Source organism: Streptomyces sp. NPDC052114 (genome assembly GCF_040680155.1).
Lineage (GTDB): Bacteria > Actinomycetota > Actinomycetes > Streptomycetales > Streptomycetaceae > Streptomyces.
Window position 1 is genome coordinate 61,960 of sequence record NZ_JBFAWC010000029.1, and the last position, 18,532, is coordinate 80,491.

Sequence of the window (18,532 nt, forward strand, 5' to 3'; positions counted from 1 at the left end):
TCCCCCCAGTACATGCGCAAGATGAAGATCTTGAGTTCCACTCTCTTCCTACACGGTCAGAATGAGCAGAACAATCTTTCCGAGGTAAAGCCAAGGTATGTGCCAAGACCGCCCTGACCTGGGCTCACTCCCTCTAGCCTGGATTCCGCGCGTGACCGTGTGCGCGCTTATCAGGAGTCCTGGGAGGTGCTGGGTGAAATCTGGCGCAGAGCGGCGTGTTCTGGCTTTTGTGGACAGTGACTATGCGGACACTCCGTACGACAAATGGGGCGCCGATACGGGAATACGGCCGCATCTCCTGGTCTCCGAGAACAAATTCCCGCAGTACCGGCACGTGCCGGACGCCGTCTGCGTCGCCGACTACCGCGAGGGCGGCGCGGCGGAGCGCGCGGCCCTCGAACTCGCCGACCGCGTGCCGCTCGACGCGGTGGTCGCCCGCATGGAGAGCGACCTGCTGCGCGCCGCGCGGCTGCGGGAGCTGCTCGGTCTGCCGGGCCAGGACTACGCCGGCGCACTCGCGTTCCGCGACAAGATCCACATGAAGACCCTGGTGCGCCGAAGCGGCCTCGAAGTACCCGAGTTCGCCCCGATACGGGTCCTCTTCGACCTGCTCGGCTTCGTCCGCGAGCACGGCTACCCCGTGGTGGTGAAACCGGCCCTCGGTTCCGGTTCCACCGGCACCCGGGTCCTGCGCGGTCCCGAGGACCTTACCCGGCTCCTCGCCGACGGTCTGCCCGAACATGCCGAAGTAGAACGGTTCGTCGAGGGTCAGATGTACGTGGTGGACGGGCTGGTGGCGGCCGGCACGCCGGTGGCCGCGTTCGTCTCGCGCTACCTCAACGACTGCCTGTCCTTCCACGACGGGATCTACCTCGGCTCGGCCCAGCTCACCCGCGACCACCCGCTGACGGACCGGCTCATCGGCTATGCCCGTACGGTCCTCGACGCCCTCCCCACCCCCGAGTGCACCACCTTTCACCTGGAGGTCTTCCACACGCCGGACGACCGCCTGGTGCTGTGCGAGATCGGCAGCAGGACCGGCGGCGCCCTGACCTCCCCCGCCATCCGCGCCGCCACCGGCTTCGACCTCGACGAGCAGTGGTTCCGGGCCCAGGTCGACCCGCGGGGCCCGACCGGCACCGGGATGCACGGCGTCGCGCCCGGCAGCAGCGCGGGCTGGGTCGTCTTCTATCCCGAACGGGCCACCCTCGCGGCCCTCCCAGGGGACCCCCCGCCCTTCGTGGTGGAGGAACGCCTGCGGGGTACGGTGGGCACCGCGTACCAGGGGGGCGTGAAGTCCGCCCACTACTTGGCGGCCTACGTCCTGACCGGCGCCGACGACCAGGAGGTCGAGCGGCGCGCACGGGAGCTCGCCGAGTGGTACGCCGCGGGGGTGCGCTGGACCGGACGCCATGCCGAGGACGGCCTCGGGGCCCCCGAGTGACAGCGGAACAAGCCGGCCGCCAAGAGCCAGGGAGCGGAATGCGCTACATCATCATCGGGTCCGGAGCGGTCGGCGGTTCGATCGGGGGACGGCTGCACGAGAGCGGACGGTCCGTCGTCCTGGTCGCCCGCGGCGCGCACTTCGAGGCGCTGCGCGAGAACGGCCTGCGCCTTACGGTCCCCACCGGCACGCTCACCCTGGACATACCCGTCGTGGCACGGCCCGAGGACGTCGAACTGCGCGCGGACGACGTGCTCGTGCTCGCCGTCAAGACCCAGGACAGCGTGGCCGCCCTGGACACCTGGGCGGCCAGGCCGGTGGCGGGCGGCGGCACGGCGGGCGAGCGCCTGCCCGTGGTGTGCGCCCAGAACGGCGTGGAGAACGAGCGTCTGGCGCTGCGCCGCTTCCGCGAGGTGTACGGGGTCTGCGTGATCCTGCCGAGCAGCCACCTGGACCCGGGCGAGGTCCTCGCGCCCTGCGGCCCCTACACCGGCGCCCTGGTCATCGGCAGGTACGGGACGGGCTCGGACGAGACCGCCCGGCGCATCGCGGACGACCTGGAGAAGTCCCGCTTCCTGGCGCCGGTGGCCGCGGACGTGATGCGCTGGAAGTACGGCAAGCTCCTCGGCAACCTCGCCAACACCGTCGAGGCCGTGTGCGGCTCCGCCGCGGACCCCGCCGCGCAGGACTTGGTCGCCCGCGCGAAGGCCGAGGGCGCCGCGGCCCTCGCCGCCGCGGGCATCGCCCACGCCACCGGCGCCGAACTCACCGAGCTGCGCGGCGGCACGGTCGACCCGCAGCCGGTCCCCGGCGAGCGCGCCCGCAGCTCGACCTGGCAGAGCCTGGCCCGGGGCGCGGGCTCGGTCGAGACGGACTACCTGAACGGCGAGGTGGTCCTGCTCGGCCGCGCACACGGCGTCCCCACTCCGGTGAACGCGGCCCTGCAGCACGCCGCCCGGGAGAGCGTGCGCCTGGGCCGCGCACCGGGCGTGCTGACGGCCGAGGCACTCGCCAAGCGCGTCGCCGAGGAGACCGCCGCCGACTGAGCGGTGTCCGGGCGGCCGTCGGGCCGCCCGGACACCGCGCGTCGTCACGGTGCGGGCTGCTGCTGCGTGACGCAGTGGATGCCGCCGCCGCCCGCGCCGAGCCGGTCGATGTCGATCTGCTCGACCACCCGGCCCGGGTACAGCCGGGCGAGCGCCGCCCTGGCCGCCGCGTCGGCCGTGGCGTCGCCGAAGTGCGCGCAGATCACGGCGTCGTTGCAGAGGTAGTAATTGGCGTACGAGGCGAGGAAGTCGGGGTTCCTGGAACGGATCCTGTCGTAGTCGGGGCCCTGGAGCCGGCTCGCCTCGATCGGCTGTCCGGCGGCGTTCGTGGCGTCGGACAGCACCCGGTACTGCGCGCGGGCGTCCTTGGCGTAGGCGTCGTCGTCCGTGTCCAGGGGCCACTGCACCAGCGCCCTGCCGGGGGCGAGGAAGCGCGACGTGGCGTCGACGTGGTCGTCGGTGATGTCCTGGCCGCGCACCCCGTCGAACCAGATGACCTTGTCGGCGCCGTACGCCTCGCACATCGCGTCCGTCAGCTCCGCCTCGGACGTCCCGGGGTTGCGATTGGCGTTGAGGAGGCTGCTGCGCGTGGCCATCAGGGTGCCCGCGCCGTCCTGCTCGATCGCGCCGCCCTCGCCCACCAGGTCGGCGCCGGTGAACCGCACCCCGGCCAGGGCGGCGATCCGCTCGGCGACACGCGCGTCCTTGGTGTGCTGCTGCTTGCCGCCCCAGCCGTTGAAGTGCAGCCCGACCGCGTCGAGGCCGCCCGCGCCGTCGGTGCGGAACACCGGACCGGAGTCCCGCATCCAGCAGTCGTCGACCGGAACGGTGGTGACGACCTCGACCGAACTCCCGCACATCGAGCGGGCCTTGGCGGCGCTCGCCGGGTTGGCGCACAGGGTGACGGGCTCGTGCTTGGCGACCGTCCGTGCGATGAGCGCGATGTCGGCCTGGACCCCGCCGAGTTGGCGGCCCCAGATCGCGCTGCTGTCCGGCCACGCCATCCAGGTCCTGGTGTGCCGGACGTCCTCGGCGGGCACGGCGAAGGAGCCCGCCCGCGTCGCCCTGCGCGGACCGGGCGTGCCTCCGGCCCAGGCTTCGGCGCCGACGAGGGCCGCGCCCGCCGTGGCGAGGGCGGCCGCCGTCAGGAACGTACGCCTGCTCGGTGACGGCCTCTTGTGGCCGGGTGCTGTGGGGTGGTCGTGCACTGGTGCCTCCTCGTGCGATGAGTGGGATGTGCGGGTCAGTCGGTCAGGGCCCGGCGGGCCGCCGCGATGCCTTCCGGGTCCCAGCCCGGGTGCGGGACGGACTCCAGGAGCAGCCGCGTGTACGGGTGACGGGGCGCGGACAGGACGTCGGCGGTGGCGCCGGCCTCGACGACGCGGCCGCGGCGCATCACGATCACGTCGTCCGTGACGTGCCGGACCACGCCGAGGTCGTGGGTGATGAAGAGGTAGCCGATCGGGGTGCGTTCGCGGATGTCGGCGAGCAGGTTGAGGATCTGCGCCTGCACCGACACGTCGAGCGCGGCGACCGCCTCGTCCAGGACGAGCACCGCCGGCTCGACGGCCAGGGCCCGCGCGATGGCGACGCGCTGGCGCTGCCCGCCGGAGAGCTGCCGGGGCAGCGCGTCGGCGGCACGGGTGCCGAGGCCCACCTGGTCGAGGAGTTCACGCACCCGTCGCGCGTGGTCGGCGCCGGGGAAGTGCAGGCGCAGCGTCTCGCGGAGCGCCGCCTCGACGCTGGTGCGCGGATCGAGGGAGAGGTAGGGGTCCTGGAAGACCATCTGGACATCGCGGGCCCTGGCCAGGCGCTGCGCGCGGCCGCGCACGCGTGCGGCCCGGGGTCTGCCGCGCACCAGGACCTCCCCCGCGTCGGCCCGCTCCAGGCCGACGACGATCCGGGCCGTCGTCGTCTTGCCGGAGCCCGACTCCCCCACGATGCCGAGGGATCCGCCCTCGGGCACCGCGAAGGACACGTCGTCCACGGCACGCACGGCACCGAAGCCGCGCCGCAGTCCGCTGACGTCCAGCACCTTCGCGTCCGCGGTCTCAGACATCGGCGGTGCTCCCTTCGAGGCGGTCGCTGTGGTGGCAGGCGGCCCGGTGCTCCGGCGCGCCCGGCGCGGGGCGCGGGGCGGGGGCCTCCCGGTCGCACGCCTCGGTGGCGAGCGGACAGCGGGGCGCGAAGGCGCAGCCGTCGAGGGCCGCCCGCAGGTCGGGGGGCTGCCCCTCGATGGCCCGCAGGCGTCGGCCGGCCGTCCCCAGGCGCGGCGTGGAGGCCAGCAGCGCCGCCGTGTAGGGGTGCCGCGGCCGGGCGAACAGGGCCTCGGCGGGGCCGTGTTCGGCGATCCGGCCCGCGTACATGACGTAGACGCGGTCGCTGATGGCCGCGGCCAGGTCGAGGTCGTGGGTGACGAACAGCAGCCCGGTGCCGAAGCGTTCGCGCAGCCGCACGAGGAGGGCGACGACCTCGGCCTGGGTGGTGGCGTCCAGGGCCGTGGTGGGTTCGTCGGCGAGCAGCAGGGCCGGATCGCCCATGAGGGCCGCGGCGATCATGACGCGTTGCAGCATGCCGCCGGACACCTGGCCGGGGTACTTGCGCAGGACGGCCGCGTCGAGGCCGACCGCGTCGAGGAGTTCGGCGGCACGGGCGGTCGCGTCCGCGCGGGTCGCGCGGACGCCTTCGGTGAGGAAGTCGCCGATGCGGCGCAGCGGGTTGAGGGCGGCGCGCGGGTCCTGGAAGACCATGGCGGCGGTGCCGGTGCGCAGGGCGCGCAGCCGGGCGTCGTCCATGGTGAGCACGTCGTCGCCGTGGACGCGGACGGCGCCCTCGGTGACGGCGCCGGGCGGCAGGAGCCGCAGCGCGCTGCGCGAGGTGAGGGTCTTGCCCGAGCCCGACTCGCCGACGAGGGCGACCGTCTCCCCGGCGGCGACGGTGAGGTCGACGCCGTCCAGGACGGGCCGGGCCGTGCCGGGCAGGGTGATGCGGAGCCCCTGGACGTCGAGGGCGTGGTCCGGGGCGGATGCGGTGTTCATCGGTCCCTCCTGGCGACCCGGTCGGCCCAGCGTTCGCCGACGACGTTGAAGGCGACCACGGTCAGCACGACGAGGACGCAGGGCAGCACCGCGGAGAGCGGGTAGCCGTGCTGGATCGCGGTCTGGCCGTCGAAGACCATGCGGCCCCAGTCCGGGGTGAGCGGTGGCACGCCGAGTCCCAGGAAGGACAGGCCCGCGAGGTCCATGAGGGCGTAGCCGAAGTTGATGGTGGCCTGGGCGAGGACGACGGGCGCGATGTTGGGCAGGACGTGGCGCAGGCAGATCTGGAGCGCCGAGTGGCCCTGGACCTGGTGGGCGCTGACGTAGGGGCGGGCCCGCTCGGCGAGGACGAGGGAGCGGGTGAGGCGGCTGACGTAGGGGAGGTAGGCGACGGCCAGGGCGATCACCGGGGCGAGCAGGCCCTCCCCGTAGACGGAGATGACGAGGATCGCGAGGAGCAGCCCGGGGAAGGCGAAGACCAGTTCGGTGCTGCGGGAGAGCACCGAGTCGAGCCAGCCGCCCCGCCAGGCCGCCGCCGTGCCGACGGCGACCCCGGCGAGGGTGGAGAAGACCACCACTCCGAGGGGGCCGAGCAGCGAGGTGCGGGCGCCCAGGAGCAGCCGCGAGAGGGTGTCGCGCCCCGCGGCGTCCACGCCGAGCGGATGCTCCGCGGAGGGTCCGGCGAGCGCGCCGCCCAGGTCGACGGCGTTGGGGTCGTGCGGCACCAGCCAGGGGGCGAGCAGCGCGGCGGCGACGACGAGGGCGACGAACGCGAGGCAGAGCAGGTGGAGGGGGGAACCGACGGCGCGGATCCGGGCCAGGCCGGGGCGGCGGGTGAGGACGGCGGTCATGCGGCGGACCCTCTCGTGCCGAGCGTGAGCCGCGGGTCGACCAGCGGAAGGAGCAGGTCGACGACGAGGTTCACGGCCATGAACAGGGCGACGACGATGAGCGCGATGGCCTGGACGGTCGGGAAGTCCTTGGTGGTGGTGGACAGTTCGAGGAGCTGCCCGATGCCCCCGACGCTGAACGCGGTCTCGACGAGGATCGTGCAGACCAGGAGCGTGGAGACGACGAGGCCTCCGGTGGTCAGGACGGTGCCGAGCGCGTTGCGGAACACATGGCGGCGGATGACCTGGCGCTCGGGCACGCCCCTGCTGCGGGCGACGGTGACGTGCTCGCTGCCGAGCGCCTCGACCATCGCCGAGCGGGTGACCCGGGCGAGCATGCCGATCAGATACAGGGCGAGCGCGACCGCGGGCAGCGTCAGGTGCCGGATCATGTCGCCGAGACCGTCGCCCGCGCCGCCGCTGGGGAACCAGCCGAGGCGTACGGCGAAGAGCCCCTGGAGCAGCACGGCCGCGACGAAGGACGGCGTGCCGACGGCGAACGTCGTGGCGACGAGGATCGCGGAGTCGGTGCGCCCACCGCGCACGGCGGCGATCCGGCCGAGGAGCAGACCGCCCACGACGACCACCGCGAGCGCCATGACGATCAGCAGCAGGGTGGTGGGCAACCGGTCGGCGAGGAGGCGGGAGACGTCGGTGCGGTAGGTGATGGACCGCCCGAAGTCGCCGCGCAGGACGCCGCCGAGCCAGTCGAAATACCGTACGGCGAACGGATCGTCCAGGTGGTACTGGGAGTTGATCGCCGCCACCGCCTCCGGTGACGCCGACCGGCCCGAGAGCAGGAAGCTCGCCGGACTGCCCGGCGCCAGGTACATCGCGCCGAAGACCACGAACGACGCGGCGAGCAGGGTGGCGGCCATCTCGGCGACGCGCCGCGCCGCGAATCTGAGGAAGGTCATCGCGCGGCCCCCACGTCGGCGGCCCACGGGTAGTACATGTACGCGATGGTGGTGGGCGCGCCCGTGATCCTCTTGTTGAGGAAGACGGCGGTGGGCCACTCCGCGACGGGGATCCACGGCAGCTGCCGGCCGGCGCGGCGGTGGAGCTCCGCCTCGATCGCGAGACGCCGCTTCGGGTCGTCGACGGCGGTGGCCCGCTCGACCAGTTCGTCGTACGCCTTGTCGCTGTGGCCCGCGAAGTTCAGATAGGCGCCGGTCTTGAAGTTCGTCAGGAGGTCCAGCGGGTCGGTGATCGAGTCGTAGTACGTGAGCGGGAACATGTCGATCCCCTTGCGCGCGCCCGGGTCGGTGAACAGTGCGGTGAACGCGTTGGGCGCGATGGACTTGAGGCGGATGTCCAGGCCGATGCGGGTGCCGGCGTCCTGCACGGCGGTGGCGAGGAGCGAGACGTCCTGGCCCACCGAACTGGTGGCGACGGTGAGGGACTTGCCGGTGGCGCCCGCCTTCTTGATCAGTGCCTTGGCCCGCGCGAGGTCCGGGGCGGCGGGCCGGGCGCCGCCGAAGGCCCGCTTCCTGGTCCGCTCGGACGCGTCGGCCCAGGCGGCGCGGGTGGTGAGCGCTCCGGTGGGGGTGCCGGCGCCGCCGAGGCCGACCTGGACGAACCCGGCGCGGTCGAGGGCGAGGGAGAGGGCGCGCCGCACGCGGAGGTCGCCGAGCGGGCCCTTCATGTCGGTGATGGCGAGGTTGACGGTGCTCAGGCCCTCGCCGAAGTACAGCGTGCCGACGCCGCTGCCGCGCAGCCTGGCGTAGCTCTCGGTCGGGATCAGATAGCCGCCGTCGGCGTCGCCGCTCAGCAGCGCGTTGGTCCGTGCCGAGGCGTCGGGCAGGAAGCGGAAGACCACCTCCTTGGACTTGGCCCTCCTGCCCCAGTAGCCGTCGAAGCGGTCGAGTTCGATGGACTGGCCCTTGTTCCAGGTGCCGAGCTCGAACGGGCCGGTGCAGGCGAGGCCGCCCGAGGTGCCGTAGTCCTTCCCGGCCGCCTCGACCCCGGCCTTGGAGGCCACCACTCCGGCGGCGCTCGCCATGTACTGGGGGAACTGCGAGTCGGGCTTCTTGAGTGCGACGGTGACCTGGAGCGGCCCGGTCTTCTTCACCGAGGTGACGTTCTGGAAGACCTGCGCCCACGCGGCGGCGTTGTCCGGGTCGCGCTGCCGGTCGAGACTGAACACCACGTCGTCGGCGGTCATCGTCCGGCCGTCGTGGAAGCGCACGCCGGGCCGCAGGTCGTAGACCCAGGTGGTGCGGTCGGGGTGCGACGCCCTGCGGGCCAGGCCCGGCTCGGTGGTGAGCCCCGGCGTCCAGCGCATGAGGCTCTCGCACACGTTGGAGAGCACCATGTTCTGCGGGTAGTCGAAGGCCACCGTGTAGTCGAGCGTGGGCGGTTCGGCGTACAGGGCCCAGGTGAACGAGTCGATGTCGCCCTTGGCCCGGGGCGTCGAGGCCGACAGGGCGAAGTCGATGCCGGAGGCGTTCCTCGGCGGACCGGCGCAGGCCGCGAGCGCGGCGAGCGAGGCCAGGGCGGCGGCCGCGGCGACGAGCCGCCGGAGCCGGCCGCGTCTCGCGGCGCGGGGCAGGGACGGGGTGGTCATGGGGGCGCTCACCCGGTCGTCACGCGCTGGGGCGAGCGGCGGGGATCTGCTGGGTGATGCAGTGCACTCCCCCGCCGCCGTACGCGACGGCCGCGGCCCGCACCCCGACGACCTTGCGGCCGGGGTACGCGGCGGCGATCACCGCGAGCGCGTCCTCGTCCGCGGGCAGCCCGGCCACCGGCACGACGACACCGCCGTTGGCGACGTAGTAGTTGAGGTACGACACCTCGACCTCGCCGCTGGCCACCTCCGTGAACACGGTCTGCGGCACGTCGACGATCTCCAGGGACCTGCCCCGGGCGTCGGTGGCGACCTCCAGGACGGCGCGGTTGGCGCGCATCCGGGCGTGGTCGGGGTGCGCGGGGTCGTCGGGCAGGGAGACGACGACCTTGCCGGGCGCGGCGAACGCGCAGACCCCGTCGACGTGCCCGTCCGTCTCGGTGTCGAGCAGCCCGCCGTACGGCAGCCAGATCACCTTCTCCACGCCCAGCCGGGACTTCAGTTCGGCCTCGATCTCCGCGCGGCCCAGGTCCGGGTTGCGGTTGGGGTGGAGCAGGCACTGCTCGGTGGTGATCAGCGTGCCCTCGCCGTCGACGGTGATCGCGCCGCCCTCCAGGATCATGTCGGAGGGGATCCGGGGGACGCCGAGGTGGTCGAGCAGCAGGCCGCTGATCCGGTCGTCGGAGTCGTACGGGTGGTGCTTGCGGCCCCACGCGTTGAACCGGAAGTCGACCCCGGCGCGGCGGCCGTCCCCGGCGAGGACGAACAGCGGGGCCGAGTCGCGGAACCACGAGTCGTCCAGGGGCAGTTCGATCACGTCGACGGCGGCACCGCACCGCGCGCGGGCGCCCTCCCCGTGACCGGGCGGCGCGACCATGGTGACCGGCTCGAACTCCGCTATGGCACGGGCGACTTCGGCGTACTCGCCCTGCACCTGGTCGAGCACCCCGCCCCACAGGTCGACGCGGGTGGGCCAGGCCATCAGACAGCCCTCGTGCTCGGACCATTCGGCGGGCATGCGGTACGCGGTCATGGGGTGTCTCTTTTCTTTGGGAGGGGTTCAGGAGGGAGGGGTTCGGGAGAGAGGCTTCGTGAGAGAGGAGGGGAGAAGTGCGGGGAGGTCACAGGAAGTAGAGGCGGCTCAGGGAGACTTCCTGCGCGGGCTCGGAGCGCAGGGGCGCGCCGTCGAGGGTGACCAGGCCGGTGCGCGCGTCGACGTCGACCTGCCCGAGCCGGTTGTTGCCGACCATGTCCGCGGGCCCGATCCCCCGGGTCCCGCGCACGGCGACGCGGCGCCGCCGGGTGGCCATCGCGTCGTACGGCCTGCCGGAGGAGCCCGATTCGGCGGCGGCCCGGCTGACGAAGGCCACGGAGATGTCGGCCGGTACGGCGCCATGCCCGCCGAACAGCGGGCCGAGGACGAGGGGTTCGCAGCTGTCGGTGGCCGCGTTCGGGTCGCCGGTGACCCCGTAGGCGGGAACGCCTGACTTGAGGACCATCTGCGGCTTCGCCCCGAAGAACGGGGGCCGCCAGAGGACGATGTCGGCCATCTTGCCGACCTCGATGGAGCCGACCTCGTGGGCCAGGCCGTGGGCGAGGGCGGGGTTGATGGTCAGCTTGGCGATGTAGCGCAGCACGCGCGCGTTGTCGTCGTCCGCGCCGTCGCCCTCCATCGGGCCCAGCTCGGCCTTCATCTTGCCCGCCATCGCGAACGTACGGCGCACGGTCTCCCCGGCCCGGCCCATGCCCTGCGCGTCCGAGGAGGTGATCCCGATCGCGCCCAGGTCGTGCAGCACGTCCTCCGCACCCATCGTCCCGGCACGAATGCGGTCGCGGGCCATCGCCGCGTCCCCGGGCAGATCGGTCTTCAGGTCGTGGACCGACACGATCATCCCGTAGTGCTCGGCAACCGCGTCCCGCCCAAAGGGCAGCGTCGGGTTGGTCGAGGAGCCGATCACATTCGGCACGCCCGCCATCTTCAGCACATTCGGTACGTGACCACCACCGCACCCCTCGATATGGAAGGCATGGATGGTGCGTCCGTCGAGCACGCTCAAGGTGTCCTCGACCGACAGACACTCGTTCAACCCGTCACTGTGCAGAGCGACTTGAACATCGTGCTCCTCCGCCACCCGCAACGCCGTATCGAGGGCGCGCGCATGCGCACCGAGGTCCTCGTGCACCTTGAAACCGCAGGCACCGCCCTCGGCCAGCGCCTCGACGAGAGGCGCGGCGTCGGAGGACGAACCCCGCGCCAGGAAGCCGATGTTGACCGGCCAGGCGTCGAAGGCGTTGAAGGCATGGCGCAGCGCCCAGGGCGAGTTGACGCCCACGCCCCACATGGGCCCGAATTCCTGCCCGATGATCGTGGTCACGCCGGACGCCAGGGACGCCTCCATGATCCTCGGCGAGAGCAGATGCACATGCGTGTCGATGGCGCCCGCGGTCGCGATCAGGCCCTCACCGGAGATGATCGTGGTCCCGGTGCCGACGACCACGTCGACGCCGTCGAGGGTGTCGGGATTCCCCGCCCGCCCGATGGAGGCGATCCGCCCCTCCCGGATCCCGATCGACACCTTCCGAACGCCCTGCACCGCATCGATCACCACGACATTGCTGATGACGACGTCACACGTCTCACGCACAGCGGCAGCCTTCAGATGCAACCCGTCCCGGGCCGTCTTCCCGAAACCCGCGAGGAACTCGTCCCCGTACAACTGCGCATCCGACTCCACCCGGACCGTCAGACCCGAATCACCGAGCCGGACCCGGTCACCGGCGCGGGGGCCGTGCACGGTGGCGTACTCGTGCGGATCGATGTGCCGGCTGGCGGGCGCACAGTGATCGCTGTGCCGGGTGGGCCTGCTCATGCGTACGCCCCTTCCGGGCTGTCGGTGGCGCTCGCGCCCAGGTAGCCGCACGCCGCCGCCCTGCGCAGCGCCGCCTCCTTCGCGCCAGGCGCGTCGAGGGGCCCGTCCACCAGGCCCGCGAAGCCGATCGCGATCCGGGCGCCGCCGATCGGCACGAGCCCGACCTCGACGGTCCCGTCCGCGTCGAACCGGGTGGACGCGCCGGCGGGCGCGGCGAGGCGCATGCCGTACGCGGCGGCCCGGTCGAAGTCGAGCCGCGGGTTGGCCTCGAAGAAATGGAAGTGCGAGGTCACCGAGACGGGCACGGTCGCCGTGTTGTGCACGGCCAGCGTCACGACCGGTTCGGGCACGGTGGTCTCCGTCGCCGGGAGCACGGCACCGGGGGCGGCGTCGTTCCGGGGCCACGCGCCGAACGGGTCACTGACGGCGGCCAGCCGCGTGCCGTCGTCGAACACGGCCTCGACCTGGATCTCGGTGACCACGTCGGGGACGCCGGGCAGGACGTCGTCGGGGCCGAGGACGGAGCGGCCCCGCTCGACGGCCTGGGCCAGCCGGAGCCCGTCGCGGGCGGCCTCGCAGACGGTGTCGGCGATCAGGGCGGTGGCCTCGGGGACGTTGAGCCGGAGGCCGCGCGCCTGCCGGGACCGCGCGAGCTCGGCGGCGGTGAACAGCAGGAGCCGGTCACGTTCGGTGGGGGTCAGCGGCATGGGGGCATCACTCGCTCCGGGAGGTTCGGCATGACCGTGGACCGCTCATCGGCGGGCCGGGCCGGCGGCATCACCTCATCGGCGGGCCGGCGGCATCACTGTGACACTGACTGAATTTTCAGTCAATGGCTTGGAGCCGACGAAACGCGGTGGGTCGGTACGAAGGTGACCGGGGTGACCGAGGTGACTCGCCGGGGCGACCGGGGTGACCCACCGGCGTGACCAGGGGGCAGCGGGGGTACCGGGGCGACCGGAGCTCCTGGGAGCTACTTCTCCCGCAGCAGCGCCAGTTCCGCGTCGATGGCGCCGCGCATCAGATCACGCGCGTGATCGATCTGGAGTCCGCCGCTGAGCCAGCGCATGCTGAGCCCCTCCAGGAGGGCGGTGAGCCGCTCTCCCGCCGCCGCGAGGGCGGGCGCCGGCGTCATCGGCCGCACCTGGCCGAGGAGGGCCGCCACCTCCTGCACCCACACCAGGGTCGCCCGGGCGAGGTCCTCGCGCAGCACTTCGTCGAAGACGGCACTCGCCCGCAACTCGCCCCAGGCGGAGCTGTTCTCCCTGACCTCGGGGGTGTCCTGCAGTTCGAGCAGGAGGATCTCGTCCAGCTCCTCGCGGGGAGCGAGCGGTTCGGCCTCGGGGTCGCGGCCGGTGGTGTAGCGCTCGGCGCGGTCGTTGATGAATTCGAGGGTGTGGCGCAGGATCCCCGTGCGGTCCTTGAAGTGGTAGTAGATCAGCCCGGTCGAGACGCCCGCCTCGGCGGCGAGCTCTTCGACGCGCAGGCCGCGGACACCGCGGCGGGCGATCAGCCGTGCGGCCGCTTCGAGGATCTGAGTAGTGCGAGGCGCCATGGATCCGAACCCTACCGGGCCGGTCCGGTACCGGTGATCTCGGCCGATCGCCGGTACCGGCACCGCGTGCGCGCGCCGGGAAGGGCGCCCCGGCCGGGTCTCAACCGCTCTGGCTGTGGCGGCTCATGACCACCGTGACGGGCCCTTCGTCCGGCACGGCCTCGACGAGGCGGGCGATGACGACGCTCTTCCCGTCCGGGCTGCGGACGCAGAAGGGGCGTTCGTCGGCGAGGTCGTCGAACGGCAGCTCGGTCACCGGTTCCGTCTCGATGCCCCGTACGCAGTCGGCGGGGCTCAGCACGTACCCGGCGGCCACGAAGGCGTCGCTGTCGTCGGAGAGGACGAACTCGGTGTCGGTCCGCTCCAGGTACCACTCGGCGGTCTCGGCGGGGACGACCTTCCCGGCCGCGAGATCGAACTCGTAGTCGGGGTCGGGGGCGGTGAGTTCGGCGTCCGTGTAGTCGGGGACGTACGCGGGCCCCGACGAGGGCGCGGGCGAGGACGAAGGCGGGGGCGAGGGCCGCTGCGACGAGGGGCGGTCGGACGGCGGGTGGGGGCGGCGCGAGGCGTCGGACGAGTCCCGCGCCGCGTCGTGGCGGCGGTCCAGGACGTAGTACGCGGCGCCGCCGAGCGCCGCGAGGACGGCGGTCACGACCGCCAGGGCGACCACGGTCCTGCGCAGTCGGCGGCGGCGCGGCGCGGGGCCGGTCCGCCCCTCGCCGTCGGGGGCCCGCCCGGTGGCGGGGGCGCGCCGCGTCGCGGGGGCGGCCGCGACCGTGGGCTGGGCGTGGACCCGCTCGGTGGCCCCGGCTCCGGACACCGGCCCCGGCCCCTGATGCGGATCGCCGGGCGCGTCCCGCGTCGCGATCTCGCTGCTGACCCCGCGCGGCAGCCACCCCTCGGCGAACTCCGGATGCGCCCCCATGGCGGGGTGGGCGTGCGCGGCGGCGATCAGGTCGGCCGGGGCGGGCCGGTCCCAGGGCCGTTTCGCCAGGCAGCGGCCGATCAGTTCGTGCAGTTCGTGGGGGACGCGGGACAGGTCGGGCTCCTCGTGGACCACCCGGTACAGCGCCGCGGATTCGGGCCCGCCCCCGAAGGGCAGCGCTCCCCCGGCCACGTACGCGGCGACCGCCCCGAGGGCGAAGACGTCGGTCGCCGGGGTCACCGCGAGGCCCTGTGCCTGCTCCGGCGCCATGTACGCGGCGGTGCCGATCCGCAGCCCGGTGCCGGTCAGGCCCGTGGCGTCGGCGGCGCGGGCGATGCCGAAGTCGATGACGCGGGGACCGTCCCCGGCGATCAGCACGTTGGCGGGCTTGAGGTCCCGGTGGACGACGCCCGCCCGGTGGATGGCCTGGAGCGCCTCGGCGATGCCGGCCACGAGCAGCAGCACCGTGCGCACGGGCAGCGGGCCGTGCCGCCCGACGACCTCCTGGAGGGAGAGTCCGGGCACGTACGCGGTGGCGAGCCACGGCGTGGGCGCGTCCACGCCCGAGTCCACGACCTGCGCCGTGAACAGGCCGTGGATGCTCCGCGCGCTGGCCACTTCGTGGGCGAAGCGGCTGCGGAACTCCGGGTCGGCGGCGAACTCGTCCCGCACCGCCTTGAGGGCGATGGGCCGTCCGCCCGGGGTGTGGGCGAGGTACACGACCCCCATGCCGCCGGCTCCGAGCCGGGCGTGGAGGCGATAGCCGCCGATCTCGCGGGGGTCGTCGGCCGACAGGGGCGCGTGGGCGAACGGCACGCCGGACAGGCCGGGCACGCCGGGAGGCTGAGGGGACATGCGGTGGCTCTTTCGGCGAGAGGGCGGGGCCGGGGTGCGGGACGGGAGGAGTGCGGGGCGAGAGGGGCGTGGGAGGAGTGCGGGGCGGGAGGGGACCGGCACCCGGTGACGCGACGGAAGGCGGCGCGGCGGCCGACGACGTGAGGGTGCGACGGCGCGACGGCCCTGGACCGCCACGAGGGACGATCGTGCCGCTAACTAAAGTTTCAGTCAATGTGAGACGATGCGGACCGATGATCAGCCGGTGGACGGCCGGCGCGCGAGGAGGGCAGGACGTGGGGGCGGACCGCGCGACGGACATCCTGAGGGCGGCGGCCAGAGTCATCGCCCGGCGCGGCGTCCGGGGCCTGCGCGTATCGGAGGTCGCCGCCGAGGCGGGCATCTCCACGGCGCTCGTCTACTACCACTTCAAGGACCGCGCGGGCCTGCTGCACCGGACCCTGGAGTTCATCAGCGACCGCGCGGAGCGCTACACCGTGGGACGCCCGCAGGGCGGGCACGGCGATGACGGGCACGGCAGCGACGGGGACGGGCACCGCGACGGCGAGCACCACGACAGCCGGCGCCGTGCCGACGAGCGCCGCGACGACGACCCCCGTCGGGCGCTGGAGCGTTCGCTGCTCCTCGAATTCCAGGACCGGCCCGAGGTGCGCGAGAACAGCACGGCCTGGGGCGAGCTACAGGCCACCGCGGTGTTCGACCCCGAGCTGCGCGAGGCGCTCGCCGGGGCGCGCCTGATCTGGATCCACGAGCTGGCCGACGCCCTCGGCCGCGTCCATCCGGCCGCGCCGCGGCCCGCCCGCACCGTCGCCGCCGAGCGGCTGACCGCCACGCTGGAGGGCCTCAGCACGCGCTGGCTCAGCGAACTCCTGCCCCTGGACCACGCGCGCGAGCTGATGCGGGAGTCCATGGCCGTGGAGCTTTCCCGCCTGGCGGCGCATCCCGTCACCGTCTTTGACTGAATTTTCAGTTCATGCCACAGTGGAGGGACAAAGAGACAGCGTGACGGCACGGCCGCCCCTCCGCCCTCGTGGCACCCGGCCGTCCCTCCCTCCCCCGGCGCGGCACACACCGCCGAAGACCCGCGAGCCTCAGCCCGCGAGCCGACACCCCCACCCATCCCGCGTCGCCCGCGCCGGACCGCGCCGCACCGCGCTCGTCGAGCGACCTGCCGCACCGGCGGCTAGCTTGTCCCCATCACGATGATCGGAGTTCACCGTGTCCTACCTCCTCCCCTCCCGCCGCTCGGCCCTCCGCGCGATCGCCGGCATCGGCGCGGTCGTCCTCGGCGCGTCGGCCTGCGGACCCGGCGACTCGAATGTCGCGAGCGCCGCCGCCGACCAGGGCACGGACACCGAGGGACGCCGCATGGGCGCCGAGTGGGAGAGCCACGCGCGCACGTTCATGTCGTGGCCCGCCCTGGAGTCGGTGTGGGAGGACGACCTCCGCTACGTACGCGAGGACATCGCCCGCGTCGCCCGTGCCATCGCGGAGTACGAGTACGTCGTGATGATGGCGAGGCCCGACCAGGTGAAGGCCGCCCAGAAGGCGTGCGGGCGCGACGTCGAGGTCATCCCCCTGCCCGTCGACGACCTGTGGGCCCGCGACACGGTGCCGGTCTTCGTCGAGGAGGACGGCAAGGTCCTCGGGGTCGACTTCAACTTCAACGGGTGGGGCAACAAGCAGGAGCACACGAACGACGGCCGGGTGGGCCAGACCTTGCTCGCCAAGTACGACATCCCGCGCACGAAGGCTCCGCTGGTGGCCGAGGGCGGCTCGTTCGAGACCGACGGCGAGGGGACGCTCCTGATCACCGAGAGCTCGATCGTCAACGACAACCGCAACCGCGGCAAGAGCCGCGACCAGATCGAGGACGAGCTCAAGAAGACCCTGGGCATCAAGAAGGTGATCTGGCTGGCCGGTGTGCGCGGCCAGGACATCACCGACGCGCACGTGGACAGCCTGGTCCGCTTCACCGAGCCCGGCGTGGTGCTCCTGGACAGGGCGCACCCCGACACCCCCGCCGACTCGTGGTCGCGCGCGGCCGACCAGGCGAAGGCGGTGCTCAGCAAGGCGACCGACGCCAAGGGCCGCCCCTTCGAGATCGTCGATCTGCCGCAGCCCGACCTGTACGAGATCACCGGCGAGGGCGACGACTTCGTGTCGACGTACGCGAACTTCTACGTCGCCAACGACTCCGTCTTCATGCCCCGCTTCGGCGACCGCAAGGCCGACAAGCGCGCGAAGAGCATCCTCCAGGAGCACTTCCCCAAGCGCGACGTCGTGCAGGTCGAGATCGACACCATCGCCTCCGGTGGCGGCGGCATCCACTGCTCCACGCACGACGAGCCCGGCAAGCCGGTCGACTGACCCCGGCCCCACCCCACGGAGCGGCTGTGCCCACGAAGCGACGCCTCCCCCGGCCCCGCGGCAGACTGCTCGCCGCCTGCCTGGTGCTCTGCGCCGTGGCCGCGGCCGCCGCCGTCGGGGTCTGGCTCCAGTTCGGCGAGCGCCAGGCCCTGGACACCCGGTACCGGGCGGGCGGCTCCCCGCCCGACCGGGTGGACATCGCCGCGTCGGTCCAGCGGGTCGACGCGGCGGGCCGCGAGCTGGTGCTCCGCCTCCTGGTCACGCCGCGCGGGAGCCTCGCGGAGGCGGGCGGCGTCTCCCCCGCCGAGACCCTCACGCTCCAGACGTCGGCGGCCGTGCGGGGAGACCTGTCCTTCCCCGCCCACAGCCGGATCTCCACCGTGGACGTGCCCGTCACCCTGTCGGCGGGCTCGATCACGGACTATCCGTTCGACGCCTACGAGACGACCCTCGAGTTCGGCGCGGCGACGCGGGACGACGAGGCGGTGCCCGTCCGGATGACGCTCACCAACAACGACGCGCTGTTCGCGGCCGACGTCGACGCGTCCGAGGTGGACGACGCGGCGGTCTTCGAGGTCGGCCTCGCGCGCTCCACCAGCGTTCTGATCTTCGCGGTGTTCATGATGGCCGCGATGTGGGCGCTGGCCATCGCCGTCCTGATCGGCGCGTGGTTCCTGCTCACCCGCCGCAAGGGCCTGACCTGGCCGGCCCTCGGCTGGATGGCCGCCACGCTGTTCGCCCTGGCCGCCTTCCGCAACACGGCCCCCGGCACCCCGCCGATCGGCTCCCTCCTGGACTACGTCGCGTTCCTCTGGGCGGAGACGGTCATCGCCTTCTGCGTCATCGTGGTGGTCGTGATGGGGATGCGGGCGGAGTCCCGTCCGGCGGAGGCGGGGGGGGGGGCGGCGCCCGCCTACCCCCCGGAGGTGGGGCCGCCCCCACCCCAAGAACCCCGGCAGAGAAGCATTGGGCC

16 protein-coding genes are annotated in these 18,532 nt (G+C 73.2%); 5 read left to right on the forward strand and 11 right to left on the reverse strand.

Annotated features, from left to right (window positions below; all coding sequences use genetic code 11):
- Positions 1 to 229: 229 nt before the first annotated feature.
- The gene (locus tag AB0L89_RS38710; protein WP_365152239.1) at positions 230 to 1,444 is read left to right on the forward strand and encodes an ATP-dependent carboxylate-amine ligase; all 1,215 of its coding nucleotides are present in this window, start codon (positions 230 to 232) and stop codon (positions 1,442 to 1,444) included.
- 38 nt (positions 1,445 to 1,482) lie between these two features.
- Positions 1,483 to 2,490, forward strand: coding sequence for a 2-dehydropantoate 2-reductase N-terminal domain-containing protein (locus tag AB0L89_RS38715; RefSeq protein ID WP_365152241.1), 1,008 nt, complete (start codon positions 1,483 to 1,485; stop codon positions 2,488 to 2,490).
- A 44-nt stretch (positions 2,491 to 2,534) separates the two neighbouring features.
- Here AB0L89_RS38715 and AB0L89_RS38720 read toward each other — a convergent pair whose 3' ends face one another.
- The 11 genes from AB0L89_RS38720 to AB0L89_RS38770 all read right to left on the reverse strand — a co-directional run bounded on the left by AB0L89_RS38720 (position 2,535) and on the right by AB0L89_RS38770 (position 15,189).
- Positions 2,535 to 3,698, reverse strand: a complete 1,164-nt coding sequence (locus tag AB0L89_RS38720; protein ID WP_365152243.1) for an agmatine deiminase family protein — start codon at positions 3,696 to 3,698, stop codon at positions 2,535 to 2,537.
- Between the two features lie 35 nt (positions 3,699 to 3,733).
- Positions 3,734 to 4,549, reverse strand: a complete 816-nt coding sequence (locus AB0L89_RS38725; protein ID WP_365152245.1) for an ABC transporter ATP-binding protein — start codon at positions 4,547 to 4,549, stop codon at positions 3,734 to 3,736.
- Entirely contained in the window at positions 4,542 to 5,528 is a 987-nt protein-coding gene (locus tag AB0L89_RS38730; RefSeq protein ID WP_365152247.1) for an ABC transporter ATP-binding protein, read from the reverse strand. The genes AB0L89_RS38725 and AB0L89_RS38730 overlap by 8 nt, the downstream gene beginning before the upstream one ends.
- Positions 5,525 to 6,379 carry an ABC transporter permease gene (locus AB0L89_RS38735; protein WP_365152249.1) on the reverse strand — a complete coding sequence of 285 codons (855 nt, stop codon included), beginning with the start codon at positions 6,377 to 6,379 and terminating at the stop codon, positions 5,525 to 5,527. Before AB0L89_RS38735 ends, AB0L89_RS38730 begins: the two co-directional genes overlap by 4 nt.
- Positions 6,376 to 7,335 carry an ABC transporter permease gene (locus tag AB0L89_RS38740; protein ID WP_365152251.1) on the reverse strand — a complete coding sequence of 320 codons (960 nt, stop codon included), beginning with the start codon at positions 7,333 to 7,335 and terminating at the stop codon, positions 6,376 to 6,378. Before AB0L89_RS38740 ends, AB0L89_RS38735 begins: the two co-directional genes overlap by 4 nt.
- Positions 7,332 to 8,984 (reverse strand): ABC transporter substrate-binding protein, encoded by a 1,653-nt coding sequence (locus tag AB0L89_RS38745; RefSeq protein ID WP_365152253.1) that lies wholly within the window; start codon positions 8,982 to 8,984, stop codon positions 7,332 to 7,334. The genes AB0L89_RS38740 and AB0L89_RS38745 overlap by 4 nt, the downstream gene beginning before the upstream one ends.
- A 19-nt stretch (positions 8,985 to 9,003) precedes the next feature.
- Entirely contained in the window at positions 9,004 to 10,017 is a 1,014-nt protein-coding gene (locus AB0L89_RS38750; protein ID WP_365152255.1) for an agmatine deiminase family protein, read from the reverse strand.
- 88 nt (positions 10,018 to 10,105) lie between these two features.
- Positions 10,106 to 11,854, reverse strand: coding sequence for an urease subunit alpha (locus tag AB0L89_RS38755; protein WP_365152257.1), 1,749 nt, complete (start codon positions 11,852 to 11,854; stop codon positions 10,106 to 10,108).
- Entirely contained in the window at positions 11,851 to 12,561 is a 711-nt protein-coding gene (gene ureA, locus AB0L89_RS38760; protein ID WP_365152259.1) for an urease subunit gamma, read from the reverse strand. Before ureA ends, AB0L89_RS38755 begins: the two co-directional genes overlap by 4 nt.
- A 266-nt stretch (positions 12,562 to 12,827) precedes the next feature.
- Positions 12,828 to 13,409, reverse strand: a complete 582-nt coding sequence (locus AB0L89_RS38765) for a TetR/AcrR family transcriptional regulator (protein ID WP_365152261.1) — start codon at positions 13,407 to 13,409, stop codon at positions 12,828 to 12,830.
- A gap of 100 nt (positions 13,410 to 13,509) precedes the next feature.
- Positions 13,510 to 15,189 (reverse strand): serine/threonine-protein kinase, encoded by a 1,680-nt coding sequence (locus tag AB0L89_RS38770; protein ID WP_365152263.1) that lies wholly within the window; start codon positions 15,187 to 15,189, stop codon positions 13,510 to 13,512.
- Between the two features lie 233 nt (positions 15,190 to 15,422).
- Here AB0L89_RS38770 and AB0L89_RS38775 point away from each other — a divergent pair, with 233 nt between their 5' ends.
- From AB0L89_RS38775 to AB0L89_RS38785, 3 genes are all read left to right on the forward strand, one after another.
- A complete protein-coding gene (locus AB0L89_RS38775; protein WP_365152265.1) occupies positions 15,423 to 16,151 on the forward strand; it encodes a TetR/AcrR family transcriptional regulator in 729 nt (242 codons plus the stop codon).
- Between the two features lie 256 nt (positions 16,152 to 16,407).
- Positions 16,408 to 17,559: an agmatine deiminase family protein gene (locus AB0L89_RS38780; RefSeq protein WP_365152267.1), complete on the forward strand. Its 1,152-nt coding sequence runs from the start codon at positions 16,408 to 16,410 to the stop codon at positions 17,557 to 17,559.
- 26 nt (positions 17,560 to 17,585) lie between these two features.
- On the forward strand, positions 17,586 to 18,532 hold a 947-nt coding region (locus tag AB0L89_RS38785; protein ID WP_365152269.1), incomplete at its 3' end, for a DUF4436 family protein.

Excerpts from the sequence above, each read along its gene's own strand:
- AB0L89_RS38715 (WP_365152241.1), top strand. The coding sequence starts at position 1,483 with ATGCGCTACATCATCATCGGGTCCGGAGCGGTCGGCGGTTCGATCGGG.
- AB0L89_RS38725 (WP_365152245.1), bottom strand. The coding sequence starts at position 4,549 with ATGTCTGAGACCGCGGACGCGAAGGTGCTGGACGTCAGCGGACTGCGG.
- AB0L89_RS38730 (WP_365152247.1), bottom strand. The coding sequence starts at position 5,528 with ATGAACACCGCATCCGCCCCGGACCACGCCCTCGACGTCCAGGGGCTC.
- AB0L89_RS38735 (WP_365152249.1), bottom strand. The coding sequence starts at position 6,379 with ATGACCGCCGTCCTCACCCGCCGCCCCGGCCTGGCCCGGATCCGCGCC.
- AB0L89_RS38740 (WP_365152251.1), bottom strand. The coding sequence starts at position 7,335 with ATGACCTTCCTCAGATTCGCGGCGCGGCGCGTCGCCGAGATGGCCGCC.
- AB0L89_RS38745 (WP_365152253.1), bottom strand. The coding sequence starts at position 8,984 with ATGACCACCCCGTCCCTGCCCCGCGCCGCGAGACGCGGCCGGCTCCGG.
- AB0L89_RS38750 (WP_365152255.1), bottom strand. The coding sequence starts at position 10,017 with ATGACCGCGTACCGCATGCCCGCCGAATGGTCCGAGCACGAGGGCTGT.
- AB0L89_RS38755 (WP_365152257.1), bottom strand. The coding sequence starts at position 11,854 with ATGAGCAGGCCCACCCGGCACAGCGATCACTGTGCGCCCGCCAGCCGG.
- ureA (WP_365152259.1), bottom strand. The coding sequence starts at position 12,561 with ATGCCGCTGACCCCCACCGAACGTGACCGGCTCCTGCTGTTCACCGCC.
- AB0L89_RS38765 (WP_365152261.1), bottom strand. The coding sequence starts at position 13,409 with ATGGCGCCTCGCACTACTCAGATCCTCGAAGCGGCCGCACGGCTGATC.
- AB0L89_RS38770 (WP_365152263.1), bottom strand. The coding sequence starts at position 15,189 with ATGTCCCCTCAGCCTCCCGGCGTGCCCGGCCTGTCCGGCGTGCCGTTC.
- AB0L89_RS38775 (WP_365152265.1), top strand. The coding sequence starts at position 15,423 with ATGATCAGCCGGTGGACGGCCGGCGCGCGAGGAGGGCAGGACGTGGGG.